11 protein-coding genes, 1 pseudogene and 1 riboswitch are annotated in these 12,442 nt (G+C 69.1%); of the genes and pseudogenes, 7 read left to right on the forward strand and 5 right to left on the reverse strand.

Annotation, left to right across the window (positions count from 1 at the left end; all coding sequences use genetic code 11):
- From V7067_RS08760 to V7067_RS08775, 4 genes and pseudogenes are all read left to right on the forward strand, one after another.
- Nucleotides 1-245 (forward strand): annotated as a pseudogene (locus V7067_RS08760) (phosphate acyltransferase); the annotation flags it as partial.
- 2 nt (nt 246-247) lie between these two features.
- Entirely contained in the window at nt 248-1,219 is a 972-nt protein-coding gene (locus tag V7067_RS08765; RefSeq protein WP_334175528.1) for a beta-ketoacyl-ACP synthase III, read from the forward strand.
- A 148-nt stretch (nt 1,220-1,367) separates the two neighbouring features.
- Nucleotides 1,368-1,685: an integration host factor subunit alpha gene (locus tag V7067_RS08770; RefSeq protein ID WP_334175514.1), complete on the forward strand. Its 318-nt coding sequence runs from the start codon at nt 1,368-1,370 to the stop codon at nt 1,683-1,685.
- A gap of 252 nt (nt 1,686-1,937) precedes the next feature.
- Nucleotides 1,938-2,627: a MerR family transcriptional regulator gene (locus V7067_RS08775; RefSeq protein WP_334175515.1), complete on the forward strand. Its 690-nt coding sequence runs from the start codon at nt 1,938-1,940 to the stop codon at nt 2,625-2,627.
- A 36-nt stretch (nt 2,628-2,663) separates the two neighbouring features.
- Here V7067_RS08775 and V7067_RS08780 read toward each other — a convergent pair whose 3' ends face one another.
- From V7067_RS08780 to V7067_RS08795, 4 genes are all read right to left on the reverse strand, one after another.
- On the reverse strand, nt 2,664-3,518 hold the full coding sequence (locus V7067_RS08780; protein WP_334175516.1) for an aldo/keto reductase: 855 nt from the start codon (nt 3,516-3,518) through the stop codon (nt 2,664-2,666).
- A gap of 64 nt (nt 3,519-3,582) precedes the next feature.
- Nucleotides 3,583-5,016, reverse strand: coding sequence for a class II fumarate hydratase (gene fumC, locus V7067_RS08785; protein ID WP_334175517.1), 1,434 nt, complete (start codon nt 5,014-5,016; stop codon nt 3,583-3,585).
- 216 nt (nt 5,017-5,232) lie between these two features.
- On the reverse strand, nt 5,233-6,030 hold the full coding sequence (gene eutC / locus V7067_RS08790; protein WP_334175518.1) for an ethanolamine ammonia-lyase subunit EutC: 798 nt from the start codon (nt 6,028-6,030) through the stop codon (nt 5,233-5,235).
- Nucleotides 6,027-7,418: an ethanolamine ammonia-lyase subunit EutB gene (locus V7067_RS08795; protein ID WP_334175519.1), complete on the reverse strand. Its 1,392-nt coding sequence runs from the start codon at nt 7,416-7,418 to the stop codon at nt 6,027-6,029. Before V7067_RS08795 ends, eutC begins: the two co-directional genes overlap by 4 nt.
- A gap of 237 nt (nt 7,419-7,655) precedes the next feature.
- A riboswitch (yybP-ykoY riboswitch) is annotated at nt 7,656-7,744 on the forward strand.
- Nucleotides 7,745-7,830: 86 nt separating this feature from the next.
- On the opposite strand from V7067_RS08795, the gene V7067_RS08800 reads away from it, so the two are divergent.
- The 3 genes from V7067_RS08800 to argC all read left to right on the forward strand — a co-directional run bounded on the left by V7067_RS08800 (nt 7,831) and on the right by argC (nt 10,703).
- Nucleotides 7,831-8,394 (forward strand): manganese efflux pump MntP family protein, encoded by a 564-nt coding sequence (locus V7067_RS08800; RefSeq protein ID WP_334175520.1) that lies wholly within the window; start codon nt 7,831-7,833, stop codon nt 8,392-8,394.
- A gap of 207 nt (nt 8,395-8,601) precedes the next feature.
- Complete coding sequence (gene speB / locus V7067_RS08805) at nt 8,602-9,555, forward strand: agmatinase (protein WP_334175521.1); 954 nt, start codon at nt 8,602-8,604, stop codon at nt 9,553-9,555.
- 95 nt (nt 9,556-9,650) lie between these two features.
- Complete coding sequence (gene argC / locus V7067_RS08810) at nt 9,651-10,703, forward strand: N-acetyl-gamma-glutamyl-phosphate reductase (protein ID WP_334175522.1); 1,053 nt, start codon at nt 9,651-9,653, stop codon at nt 10,701-10,703.
- Between the two features lie 72 nt (nt 10,704-10,775).
- Here the strand turns inward: argC and V7067_RS08815 are convergent, their stop codons facing one another.
- A complete protein-coding gene (locus V7067_RS08815; RefSeq protein ID WP_334175523.1) occupies nt 10,776-12,428 on the reverse strand; it encodes an HlyD family type I secretion periplasmic adaptor subunit in 1,653 nt (550 codons plus the stop codon).
- Nucleotides 12,429-12,442: the final 14 nt, after the last annotated feature.

Below are 12,442 nucleotides of genomic sequence, written 5' to 3' on the forward strand. Positions count from 1 at the left end.
TGCTCAAAGAAAAGCTCGATCCGCGCAAGTCCAACGGGGGCGTGTTCCTCGGGCTGAACGGATTGGTGATCAAGAGCCATGGCGGCACCGACGCCGAGGGTTACGCCTCGGCGGTGGAACTCGGTTACGACATGGTTCAGAACGACTTATTCAAGAAGATTGGCCAGGACATGGCCGCCTACCGCCTCGGCATGGAAAGCCAGGCGGAAGAAGCGGCATCAGGGTCCGCGGTGGAGGCCCCTTGAGCGTGACCCGTTCTGTAGTTCTCGGCTGCGGCAGCTATCTGCCGCAGAATGTCGTCACCAACGACGATCTGGCGCGGCGCGTCGATACATCGGACGATTGGATCCAGCAGCGCACCGGCATCCGCGAGCGTCGCATTGCCGGCAGCCACGAGACCACCTCGACCATGGGTCTTGAGGCGGCCCGCCGGGCGCTGGATGCGGCCGGTGTGAAGCCGGCCGACATCGATCTGGTGCTGCTGGCAACCTCGACGCCGGACAACACCTTTCCGGCCACGGCCGTCACCATTCAGGCCGAGCTCGGTATCGAGCAGGGCATGGCGTTCGACCTGCAGGCGGTCTGCTCGGGCTTCGTCTTTGCGCTCGCCAATGCCGATTCGCTGCTGCGCACCGGTCAGGCGACCCGCGCGCTGGTGATCGGCTCGGAGACCTTCTCCCGCATCATCGACTGGGACGACCGCACCACCTGCGTGCTGTTTGCCGACGGTGCCGGCGCTGTGGTGGTGGAGGCCCAGCAGGGCACCGGCGCCATGACCGACCGCGGCATTCTGGCCAGCAAGCTGCGCGCCGACGGCCGCCACCGCACCAAGCTTTATGTGGATGGCGGGCCTTCCACCACCGGCACGGTCGGGCACCTGCGCATGGAGGGCCGCGAGGTCTTCAAGCATGCCGTCTCCATGGTCACCGACGTGATCGAGGACGTGTTCGCGGCCACCGGCTACGGCGCGCAGGATATCGACTGGTTCGTGCCCCATCAGGCCAACCGCCGCATCATCGATGCCAGCGCGAAGAAGCTCGGCATCGCGGAGGAGAAGGTGGTCATCACTGTCGACCGCCACGGCAACACCTCGGCCGCCTCCATTCCGCTGGCGCTGGATGTGGCGGTGCGCGACGGGCGCATCAAGAAGGGCGATCTGGTGCTGCTGGAGGCCATGGGCGGCGGCTTCACCTGGGGCGCCAGTCTGGTGCGGTGGTAAGCCGGGCCATCGGCGAAACTTCTTTTGATCCCGTCGGTTGACCGGCTGGCGGGGTCGCAATACGGTCCCTCACCGGTGCCGTCGCGCGAGCCGACGAAGAGCGGCAGCAGAGGCGGAGCTGAGCACCAATTCGGGGAGATTTCGGGCGATGACCGGCAAGACCGTGACGCGGGCTGATCTGTGCGAGGCCGTTTATCAGAAGGTGGGGCTGTCCCGGTCGGAATCGTCCGAACTGGTCGAGATGGTTCTCCGGGAAATCTCCGACTGTCTGGCAAAGGGTGAGTCGGTCAAGCTGTCCTCGTTCGGCTCCTTCGTGGTGCGCGACAAGGGGCAGCGCATGGGCCGCAATCCCAAGACCGGCGAGGAAGTGCCCATCGAGCCGCGCCGTGTGATGGTGTTCAAGCCGTCCAACGTGCTGAAGCAGCGCATCAACGCTTCGCTGATCGGCGAGGAAGAGGCATCCTGAGCCGTCGTCGCGGCGCCGGCCGGCACGCAAAGCCTTGATTTTGCCGCATGTTGCCACACAACATTGGTGTCCTGCGTGAATTGCGCTTGCTAACCGGGCCCTGCCGCGCATCATGAAGCGGCGGGCCGGTCGGGTCCGGCGGCAGGGTTTGCGTTGCAGCGGGGCCGCGGAGCGCGCGGGCGGTGGCGGGCAGATCCATGCCGGCCGCTGCGGCGCAGGGGCATGATGCCGGCGGAAGCCGTGAAGCTGTAAGTGAGCGTCGCCGTGGAGAAGAGCCCGGAAGCCTTCCGTACAATCAGCGAGGTGGCGAGCGATCTCGACCTGCCGCAGCATGTGCTGCGCTTCTGGGAGAGCCGCTTCACGCAGATCCGGCCGATGAAGCGCGCCGGCGGGCGGCGCTACTACCGCCCGGAAGATGTGGACCTGCTGCGCGGCATCCGCCACCTGCTCTATAACGAAGGCTATACCATCCGCGGCGTGCAGCGCATCCTGTCGGGCCATGGCGTGCGCCATGTCGCGGCCATCGGGCGCGGCGGGCCGGAGGCGGTTGCGGCGCTGGCCATGGTGCCGCGCGAGCCGGCCGACGATATCGAGAGCGCGGTCGATTCGGAGCACGAACAGGATTCCCTCGCCGTGAGCGCAACGCGGGCGATTGCCGCCGACGAATACGACGACACCGACCCGCTGGGACCGGTGCTGCGCGCCGAGCGGTCCGGCGACGGCGAGACCGGGGGCGAGGACGGCGGACCGGCCGGCCCGGTGCCGCGCGACATCCGCGTGGGCGACGAGCCCGAGCACAAGGGCGGCGCGTTCCGCTTCTTCGACCGGCTGCGCGGCGAGAAGGGCGGCGAGGCCGGCCTGTCGCGCGACGACGTGCGCCGCCTGCAATCGACCCTGTTCGATCTTCTGGAGTGCAAGCGCCTGCTCGATCAGGCGCGCTGATCGCCGCCGCCGCGGGCGTCTCGCATCATCTGCGCCTCACAGCATCTGCAGCGCGCTGGCGCGGGCCGGCGGCGGGAAGGCGCGATCCAGCACCGCCATGTCCGCGTCGTCGAGCGCAAGGGCGCAGGCCGCGCGGTTTTCGGCGACGTGCGCGCTGCTTCCGGCCTTCGGGATGGCGATGACGCCCGGCTGACGCAGCACGAAGGCCAGGGCGATCTGCGCCGGTGTGGCGCCGTGGCGCTGCGCAACGGCGGCCAGCGCCGGGTGGCGCGCGATGCGGCCCTGCTCGATGGGCGAATAGGCCATCACCGGCAATCCCCGCCGCTGGCACCACGGCAGCAGGTCGAACTCGATGCCGCGGCGACCGGGATTGTAGAGCACCTGATTGGCGGCCGCCGCATCGCCGCCGGCAAGGGCGAAAAGCGCCTCGCAATCGCCGGGGTCGAAATTGCTGACGCCCCAGTGGCGGATCTTGCCCTCGTCCTGCAGCCGGCCGAAGGCCTCGATGGTCTCCGCGAGCGGCTCGTCGCCGGCCCAGTGCAGCAGGTAGAGGTCGATCACATCGGTATCGAGGCGCCGCAGGCTGCCCTCGCAGGCGCGGATGGTGCCGAAGCGGCTGGCGTGGGACGGCAGCACCTTGGAGACGAGAAACACCTCGTCGCGCCGCCCGGCGATGGCCTCGCCCACGATCACCTCGCTCATGCCGTTGGCATACATTTCCGCGGTGTCGATCAGCGTCATGCCAAGGTCGAGGCCATGGCGCAGGGCGGCGATCTCCGCATCGCGGCGGCGGGCGTCCTCGCCCATCTTCCATGTGCCCTGTCCCAGCACGGGCACCCGTTCGCCATCGGGCAGGGCGGTGGTGGCGATCGGCGGCAGATCGGCGGTCATGGCGGCATCCCCGGCAGGGCAGAGGGCCGGGCGGCGGCGCGGCGCCGCCCGGGGGTCCGTGTCTTCATCCGGCCAGCGGATGCGTCATGTCTTCCGGCTTCACCCACGCATCGAACTCGTCGGCCGTGAGATAGCCGAGCTTCAGCGCCGCCTGCTTCAGGCTGGTGTTCTCGCGGTGCGCGGTAAGGGCGATCTTCGCCGCCTTCTCGTAGCCGATGTGCGGGTTCAGTGCGGTCACCGTCATCAGCGAGGTTTCGAGGTGGTGGCGGATGCGCGGCTCGTTGGGCTCGATGCCGGTGGCGCAGTGCTCGTCGAAGGCGTGGCAGGCATCGGCCAGCAGCGCGGCGGATTCCAGCACGTTGTGCAGCATCACCGGCTTGTAGACATTGAGCTGGAAGTTGCCCTGACTGCCCGCGAAGGCGACCGCGTGGTCGTTGCCGAACACCTGCACGCAGACCATCGTCATGGCCTCGCACTGGGTGGGGTTGATCTTGCCCGGCATGATGGACGAGCCGGGCTCGTTTTCCGGCAGCATCAGCTCGTTGAAGCCGGCGCGCGGGCCGCAGCCATACCAGCGGATGTCGTTGGCGATCTTCATCAGCGCGCCGGCAAGGGTGCGCAGCGCCGCGCTGGCGTTGACCATCGCGTCATGGGCGGAAAGGGCGGCGAACTTGTTGGGGGCGGAGACGAACGGCTTGTCGGTTTCCGCCGCGATGTGGGCTGCCGTCACGTCGCCAAAGCGGGGATGGGCATTGAGGCCGGTGCCGACCGCAGTGCCGCCGATGGCCAGTTCGCAGAGCCCCGGCAGGGCCCGGTGCACGGTTTCCATGGCGTCGTCGAGCTGTGCGACCCACGAGGAGAACACCTGCTCCAGCGTGATCGGCGTTGCATCCTGCAGGTGGGTGCGGCCCACCATGACGATGTGGCCGAAGCCGGCGCCCTTGTCGTCCAGCGTGTTGCGCAGGCGCTGCACGGCCGGCAGCAGGCGGTTGTCGATCTCCTCCACCGCGGCAATGTGCATGGCGGTGGGGAAGGTGTCGTTGGAAGACTGGCTGTGGTTGACGTCGTCATTGGGGTGAATCGGCGTCTTGGAGCCGACCACGCCGCCGGCCATCTGGATGGCGCGGTTGGAGATGACCTCGTTGGCGTTCATGTTGCTCTGGGTGCCGGAGCCGGTCTGGAACACCACGAGGGGGAACTCGTGATCGAGCTTGCCGTCGATCACCTCCTGCGCGGCCGCGCGGATCAGCTTCACCTTCTCTTCCGGCAACTGGCCGAGCTCGCCGTTGGCGGTGGCGGCCGCCTTCTTGAGGATGCCGAGGGCCCGGATCACCGGCCGGCCCCAGCGGAAGCGGTCGACACCGATGGGGAAGTTGATGATGGAACGCTGGGTCTGTGCGCCCCACAGACAGGCCTCCGGCACGAGAACCTCGCCCAGCGCGTCCTTGTCGGTGCGGAAGCCGGGCTTCTTCTGGCCCGCGGCAGTTTCAGTGGTCATCGCCTTGTCCCCGAAGCTTCGCTGCCCGGCCGGGCAGGCGGGGCGCGCCGATGCTGTGTTGAATACGATCCGGCTGCGCCGGGCCGCCTGAAAGGGCCGGCCGCACACCGTCCGCACCCGCACGGGCCCGGGCGGGCCCTGCGTGCGGACGCGCCGACCTTAGTCCCGTTTTCCGGGCAGGGAAATGCCTGATATGCGAGTGCTTCGCAATATCATTTATTCGGATCGTGGCCGCGGCGGCAACGCGGCTCCGGCCGCGCCGGGCAGGGCGGGGCCGGCATCCTCCTTCAGACCCACGCCGGTCAGACCCCGTTCGAGGGCCGCTTTCGCCAGCCAGGCGATCTTGTCGGCGGCGGCCTCCGGCGACAGCCCGTCGGCGTGGATGTTGGAAACGCAGTTGCGCTCGGCATCCAGCCGGCCGGTGCGCGGGGCGAAGGTGAGATAGGCGCCGAGGCTGTCCGGCGAGGACAGGCCCGGCCGCTCGCCGATCAGCTCCACCACGAGGCGGGCGCCGAGGCAGGCGCCGATTTCGTCGCCGAGCGCGACCCGGCCTTCGGCCGCAAACACCACCGGCCCCACCGCAAGGCCGCCCAGCCGGCGCAGCACCGCCTTCAGCACCGCGATGGCGTTGCGCTCCACCGCCGCGGCGGAAAGCCCGTCGGCCACGACGATGACCACATCCGGCGCTGCGGCCGCCTTCAGCGCCTGCAGCCGTGCATGGCTGGCCGCGTCCAGCCGGCGGCCGAGATCGGGGCGGGTGAGATAGGTTGCCCGGTCCGGGGCGGCGGAATGAACGAGCAGGCTCTCCAGCGGCTCGATCTGCGCGGCGAGGGCGGCAAAATCCACCCGCCCGTGCACCGCATCGCGCGCCCGGGCATGGGCGAGCTGCAGGGCCAGCACGTCGCGCGTCACCATGGCGTCGCCGGCACGCTCAAGGCCGATGCGCGCCCGTGTGGCGCCGCGAAACCGCGCCCACAGGTCGTCGCCGGCGGGGGAGGCGGGCGGGCGGCTCATCCGGCGGCCTCCGCCTTCAGCAGGCGCAGCGCCGCCGGCGCCGGGGCGGGCGGCAGGCGGCCGGCCTCGTCCATCAGCCCCATGCGCATGAGCCAGCCTTCGAACTCCGGCGCCGGGCGGCGGCCGAACAGATGCCGCAGGCTGACGACATCGTGGTAAGACAGGCTCTGGTAGTTGAGCATCACGTCGTCGGCGCCGGGCACGGAGATGAGGAAATTGACGCCCGCGGTGGCCAGCAGCACCATCAGGGTGTCCATGTCGTCCTGATCGGCTTCGGCATGGTTGGTGTAGCAGACATCGACGCCCATCGGCACGCCGAGCAGTTTTCCGCAGAAGTGATCTTCCAGCCCGGCGCGGATGATCTGTTTGGAATCGTAGAGATATTCCGGTCCGATGAAGCCAACGACCGTGTTGACGAGCAGCGGCTGAAAGGCGCGTGCCACGGCATAGGCCCGCACCTCCACCGTCTGCTGGTCGACGCCGTGGTGTGCGCCGGCCGACAGGGCGGCGCCCTGTCCGGTCTCGAAATACATCACGTTGTTGCCGACCGTGCCGCGCCCCAGCGACAGCGCGGCCGCGCGCGCCTCGCCGAGCAGCGCAAGATCGATGCCGAAGCCGCGGTTCGCCGCCTCCGTTCCGGCAATCGACTGGAACACAAGATCGAGCGGCGCCCCGCGCGCGATGGCGGCAAGCGAGGTGGTGACGTGGGCCAGCACGCACGACTGGGTGGGAATATCGAAACGCTGCCGCAGCCGGTCCAGCATCTCCAGCAGGGTGATGCAGGCGCCGACATTGTCGGTGGCCGGGTTGATGCCGATCACGGCATCGCCCATGCCATAGAGCAGCCCGTCGAGGGTGGCGCCGGCGATGCCTTCCGGATCGTCGGTCGGGTGGTTGGGCTGCAGGCGGCTGGAAAGCCGGCCCGGCAGGCCCACCGTGGAGCGCAGGCCGGTGACGACCTGCGCCCGGGCGGCGACCGCGATCAGGTCGTGGTTGCGCATCAGCTTGGAGACGGCGGCCACCATCTCCGGTGTCAGCCCCGGCGCCAGCGCGGCGAGGGTCGCGGGGGTGGCCGCATAGGACAGCAGCCAGTCGCGGAAGGCGCCGACGGTGAGGGAGCGCACCGGCGCAAGGGCTGCGGCATCGTGGCTGTCGATGATGAGCCGCGTGACCTCGTCGCTCTCATAGGGAATGAGGGCCTCGGAAAGAAAACGGTCCAGCGGCACGTCGGCCAGCACCATGCGGGCCGCGACGCGCTTCTCGTTCGTTTCCGCCGCAAGGCCGGCGAGACTGTCGCCCGAGCGCGCGGGCGAGGCTGCCGCCATCACCGTGCGCAGGTCGGGAAACACATGGCGCTCGCCGCCGAGGATGATGCTGTATTGCGACATACCCGGCAGAGTAAGTTTTGCCCGCCCGTGCGGCAAGTATAAAGACCGGCTTTTCTGTGCCGATACGGGCCTGGCGCGCAGCCGGCGCTGCGGCCGGGCGGCCGGACTGGTATCGCAGCGGCCAGAACACTGGACGCTGACGGGCCGGGAGCGGTCAATTTTCTGCAAATAAGTCTCAGAAGCGTTCAAGATATTGATATCGTTTGACTTTTTTCCGTGCGGTCGTTAGAGGGGGCCCATCGGGGAGTAGTCACCGCGTTTGCGCGGGGCCGCGTCAACACACTTGCGCAAGGTGCGCATGGCGCGGCCAGCCGAGCCTTTCGGCCAGACAAGACCGTGGCACCGCCTGTCGCCCAGCGGACGGACAGGATCCCAGCGTGCCCGGTCGTCAGTCCGTTCGGAGGCCCTGCCCATGTCGCCCCTCGGCGTTCTCGTTCTCGCTTTCAGCATGTCTGTCGATGCCTTTGCGGTGTCGGTGGGGCGCGGGGCGGCCATCGGCCGTCCGCCGGTGACGGAGGCGCTGCGCACCGGCCTCGTGTTCGGCATCGTCGAAGCGCTGACGCCGCTGGTCGGCTGGGCGGCCGGCGTGGCGGCCAGCCGCTTCGTGGCTTCCGTGGATCACTGGATCGCCTTCCTGCTGCTCGCCGGCGTGGGCGTTCACATGCTCTATGCGGCCGTCGCCGGCCGCGGGCACGCGGAGAAGACGCCGGCCGGCCGTTCGTTCGTGGTGCTGCTGGCAACGGCGGTCGGCACCAGTCTCGATGCCATGGCGGTCGGGGTGTCGCTCGCCTTTCTGGATGTGAATATCGTCCTCATTGCCGTGGCCATCGGGCTCGCCACCTTTCTCATGTCGTCCGGGGGCATGCTGGTCGGCCGGCTGATCGGAACCCGCTTCGGCCGGGCGGCAGAGGTGGTGGCCGGCGTGGCGCTGTGCGGCCTCGGCTTCACGATCCTCTACGAGCACCTCACAGCCTGACGGCGGCTGCGGCCCGGCAGCGGCGCGGGCAAAAGGGCGCGCTTTCCGGGCGTGACCGCAGGCGTTGATCTTGCTAAAGCTTCGGCGCGCAGTGTGCCCCGCGGGCCGCCCGCGGCGGCAGTCATCCTGCCGTCACGGTTCTGGCCTTCTTTCGGTGCCGTCTGTTCCCTTCCGTTGCCGCCGGCTCCGCGCCCCAAGGAGGTTTCGATGTCGTCCCGCCGCCCCACCGACAACGCCTTCCTCGGCCCGCTGCGCGGCGCCTCGGAGGAATCGACCTTTGCCGGGGCGCTGTCGTTCATGCGGCGGCGCTATTCGCGCAATCTGGACGGGGTGGATGCCGTGGTGTGGGGCATTCCGTTCGATGCCTCCGTCACCAACCGCCCCGGCGCGCGCTTCGGGCCGCAGGCGATCCGGCGCGCCTCGGTCATTCCCTCGGGCGATCCGCAATATCCGTTCGGCTTCGATATTTTCGAGGAGCTGGCCACCATCGACTGGGGCGACTGCGCCTTCGATCCCGGCTTCCCGATGGAGATGGCGGCGACGGTGCGCGACGAGGCCCGCCACATCCTGTCGTCGGGTGCCTTCCTCTATACCCTCGGCGGCGACCACTTCGTCACCTGGCCGCTGCTGCAGGCCCATGTGGAAAAGCACGGTCCGCTGGCGCTGGTGCAGTTCGACGCGCATCAGGATACATGGGATGACGATGGTAACCGCATCGACCATGGCAGCTTCGTGAAGCGTGCCGTGCGCGAAGGCCTGATCGATGTGGAGCACTCCATCCAGATCGGCATCCGCACCCATGCGCCCGACGATTGCGGTATCGAGATCGTGTGGGGCAACGAGGTGGAGACGCTGGGCGTGGCCGGGCTGATCGAGTGCATCACCTCGCGCGTCGGCACGGCGAAGACCTACCTGACGTTCGACATCGACTGCATGGACCCGGCGTTCGCACCGGGCACCGGCACGCCGGTCGCCGGCGGGCTGACCAGCCGCGAGGCGCTGATGACGCTGCGCGGCCTCGGCCCGCTCGACATCGTCGGCGCCGACGTGGTCGAGGTCGCGCCGGCCTATGACCATGCCGACGTCACCGCGATTGCCGGCGCGACGGTTGCCACGACGGTTCTGGGCCTCGTTGCCGAACGACGACGCGCGGGCGCCTGAGAGGGCGCCGCCGCACCGGCGGGGCAGCGGCCCCGACGGCTGCCGGTGTTTCCGCGTTTGTTTTCGTTTGCCCCGTTCGTGAGGGATGAGACCACATGTCCGAGAAGATCAAAGTCGCCGTGCTCGGCGCCTCCGGCTATACCGGTTCCGAACTGGTGCGGCTGCTGCTGCGCCATCCGGCCGTTGAAATCGTGGCGCTTTCTGCCGATTCCAAGGCCGGCCGCACCATGGCGGAGGTGTTCGCACAGTTCACCCCGTTCGCGCTGCCGCGCCTCGTCAAGATCGACGAGATCGACCTTGCCGGCGTGGACGTGGTATTCTGCGGCCTGCCGCATGCCACCACGCAGGTGGTGCTGAAGAAGTTGCTGGCCGACAAGCCGTCGCTGAAGGTGATCGACCTTTCCGCCGACTTCCGCCTGTCCGATCCGGCCGCCTACGAGGCGTGGTACGGCCATGCCCATCAGGCGCTCGACCTGCAGCGCGAGGCGGTTTACGGCCTGACCGAGATTCACCGCGAGAAGATCGCCGGAGCGCGGCTCGTCGCCAATCCGGGCTGCTTCACCACCTGTTCGCTGCTGCCGGTGCTGCCGCTGCTGTCCGCCGGTGTTATCGAAAATGATCCTATCATTATCGATGCCAAGACCGGTATGTCCGGCGCCGGCCGCGCGGCGAAGGAGGGCATGCTGTTCTCCGAGGTGGCGGAGGGCATTCATGCCTATGGCGTGGCCAGCCACCGCCACACCGCCGAACTCGATCAGGAATACAGCCTCGCCGCCGGTCAGCCGGTGGTGGCCACCTTCACGCCGCACCTGACGCCGATGATCCGTGGCATCTACGCCACGATCTATGTGCGCCTGGCCCACGGTGCCGATGCCGCGAAGCTGCAGACGGTGCTGGCGGAGCGTTACCGGGCCGAGCCGTTCGTGACCGTGCTGCCGCTGGGTCAGGTGCCGCAGTCGCGTCATGTGAAGGGCTCCAACCATGTGCAGATCGGCGTCGTTGCCGACCGCATTCCCGGCCGCGCCATCCTCATCTCCACCATCGACAATCTGGTGAAGGGCGCTTCCGGTCAGGCGGTGCAGAACATGAACCTCGTCTGCGGACTGCCGGAGACGACCGGCCTCGACCAGATCGCGCTGTTCCCCTGAGCCGCACGGTCCTGTGCCGACAGCAGGCCGGAAGCACCGGGCCGGCGGAGCGATCCGCCGGCCCGTTCCGTTTCACTCCTCGCGCAGCGCCCGGGCCATCTGGTCGGTGAGCGGCTTCATCAGGTAGCTGAGCGGCGAGCGGGCACCGGCGACGACGAACACATCCGCCGGCATGCCCGCCACCAGCGGGCGGTCGGGGCCGAGCAGGGCGCGGCCATCGTCGGCGATCGCCACCTTCAGCGCATAATAGGGCGCGCCCGACTGCGGATCGGTGAGGCGGTCCGGCGAGACGACCAGCAGCGTGCCGTCGATTTCCGGCGTGGTGCGCTGGTCGAAGGCGGTCAGACGGATGCGGGCGCTCTGCCCGGCGTGCAGCTGGTCGACTTCGGCCGGATCGGCCCGGGCTTCCACGATCAGCGCCTCGTCGTCGGGCACGATTTCCATCACCACGTCGGCCGGCCTGACGACGCCGCCGATGGTGTGGAAGGCGAGGCCGTTCACCCGGCCGCTGACCGGGGCGCGGATGTCGGTGCGGTTCAGCTTGTCGAGGGCGGCGATGCGCTGCTCGGTCAGGTCCTGCACATCGGAATCGGCTTCGCGCAGATCCTGCAGCACCTTCTCGCGGGCATCGCGCTGCAGCTCCAGAATCTGCAGCTGCAACTGCCCGATGGATTGCCCGATGGCCGCCTTGTCGGCACCGCGCGCGGCGATGTTGCCTTCCAGATCGGCCTGCTGGCGTTCCAGCGCCAGCACCCGCGGCAGCGGCATCAGGCCCTTTTCATAGAGCTTGCGGGCCCCGTCGAGTTCGCGGGCGATCAGGTCGCGCTGCCGCTCCAGAGAGGCGCGCTGGGCGTCGATGCCGGCCATCTGTTCGCGGCTCTGGGCGATGCCGGCCTCAAGGCGGGCGACCTGCGCCTTCAGCGTGTCGCGCCGGGCATGAAACAGCCGGTCCTGACCGGAGAACACGCGGTTGGCGATCTCAAGCCCGGTCTGTGCCGGCGGCTCGGTTGCCTTCGGATCGGCGCGGCTGGCGAGGGCGCTGGCAAGGGCGCTGGTAAGGGCCGGGTCGGCGGCCGGGGCCAGGCTGGCCCAGTCGCGGTCGGCGGCCACCATTGCATCCAGCAGCGGCGGGCGCGTCATGGCGGGGGCGTCGTCGCGCTCGGCCTCAAGGCGGGCCTGCCGGGCCAGCGCCTCATAAAGCCGGTTTTCCACGATGCCGCGTTCACTGGCCAGCCGCGTCGTATCCAGCCGCACCAGCACGTCGCCGGCCTGCACCTCGTCGCCGTCCTTCACCAGAATGGCGCTGACGATGCCGCCGTCGAGGTGCTGCACCGCGCGGGTGCGGCCCTCCGCGGCGATCACGCCCGGCGCCACAACGGCGCTTTGCAGCGACGTGAGCGCCGACCAGCCGCCGAAGACGACGAGAACGACCACGCACACCACCGCGCCGAAACGCAGGGCGTGGGCGGGGTCGCCCGGGTCATGGGGCGGCTGGCGCCGCCGTCTGCCGGGGCTGCCGGCGCGGGGCGCGACGCGGCGGCGCAGCCGGTCCATCAGGGTTGCGGCGGCGGCGGCGGTTTCGGCGACGGGTTCGCCGGCATCCGGCTGCGGCGCGGCGCCGTCCTGCGGGGCGATATCCTCGCGGGGTGCGATACCATTGGCGGGTGCGATGCCCCCGGCGGGCGCGATGTCGTCGCGGGGCGTCAGGTCGTGTTTCGCAGTCATTTCGCCTGCTCCCG

Source organism: Pseudoxanthobacter sp. (assembly GCF_036822375.1).
Taxonomy (GTDB): Bacteria; Pseudomonadota; Alphaproteobacteria; order Rhizobiales; family Segnochrobactraceae; genus Pseudoxanthobacter.